This is a genomic window from Vibrio sp. YT-16 (genome assembly GCF_033337405.1).
In the GTDB taxonomy this organism is placed as follows: domain Bacteria; phylum Pseudomonadota; class Gammaproteobacteria; order Enterobacterales; family Vibrionaceae; genus Vibrio; species Vibrio alginolyticus.
The window spans coordinates 1-1,259 of record NZ_JAWOQQ010000097.1 but is presented as its reverse complement, the minus strand read 5'-3'; the positions used below and the strand labels follow the sequence as shown (position 1 = coordinate 1,259).

Below are 1,259 nucleotides of genomic sequence, written 5' to 3'. Positions count from 1 at the left end.
CTCTGTGGCTAAAGATTTGCCACGAATCGTTTATTAAACTCAGCGTTTACTTTATCGCTTAGCTGTTCGTATTTTTCGCTCAACGCAATTTGCTGTGCTTGTAGATGAGTTGGGTTCTTAGCAAGATCAGAGGCATGAAGTTGGCCCATCTCCTCCATAAAGCCGCTAGTTAGCTGGCTGAAGATCGCGTCTTTACCGATAATAAAGCTCGCAAAATTCTCTTTCACGAATGCTTGTTCATTCGGGTTTAAGTTTTCTAAACCCAGACGTGCTTGGTTAGCAGAGGTTACATCATCAAACGTTGCGTTAGCTGGGTTCGTGCCTGGCTTCAGATAGGCGGCATCATTTTTAAAGTCATTGGCATTTTGAGTAAATGCGTTTTCAATCAACTTTTGAGAAAAGCTTCTGACTTCGAATGTTGACTGCACTGGCTTATGGTCGCTGACATTCTCAAATCCCTCTGTTATAACACTGGTTTGGTGGTTCTGTAAGTTGCCCGTTTTGTTGGTTAAACCAGTGTTATCCAGCTCACCGAAGTCAGGGCGATCTCGGCCTTCTTTCTGCTTAATATTGCCAGTGTGCTTATCTAGCTGCATGTAAGTATGGCTATCGAGTGGTTTGAACTTAAAGCCATGTTTCGCTAAGTGCGTATCATCGTGGGCAATTGGGTCGTACAGCACATCAGAGCCTTCAGCAACGCGCTTCTCACGTTCATTGAGATCGCCAGTGATCAGAACTTCCTCATTTGGATTAATGCCTTCCATCAACTTGTTGCCTTCGAACTCACGTTTGACTTCTTTGTTGGAATCCAGGTGTGCAGAAATGACGTTTAAAGGTTGTCCATTGATCTCCAAAGCCGTTTTCACGCCGCCTTTATTACCCGTGATGCCCATGAAGAAATCCATGTTTCGGCCACCGATGCCGTGACGATATTCAGATTCATTTTTCACGTTGATATCGACGCCATCTTTCGCAAAAACAGACATCGAAGTGTAGCTGATACCTTCACCAAGCCCTTTAGTCATGACTTTCATTTTGTTTTGGCTAAGCAGGTTCATGCCATCGAGTTCTAGGTCGTTAGCAAGCAATTTCGATTCTTGTTCGGCAAATAAGACCACATCATAGTCACCCTTTTGGATAAGGTTTTGGAAGTAGTTCTTCGTCTCTGCAGGCATCTTTTGGTTGGCTTGGTTGTACGTTAATGTCAGGACCTTAACGTTGCCGTTGTTCTCTTTTTTGTGCAGTTGTTGGTTCATCAA

The 1,259-nt window shown here is 43.8% G+C and carries 1 protein-coding gene; it reads right to left on the bottom strand.

Annotated elements, in window-relative coordinates; genetic code table 11:
• Window positions 1-8: 8 nt before the first annotated feature.
• A partial coding sequence (locus R7F07_RS25000; protein ID WP_318110637.1) for a VPA0450 family T3SS effector inositol phosphatase occupies window positions 9-1,259 on the bottom strand: 1,251 nt, incomplete at its 5' end.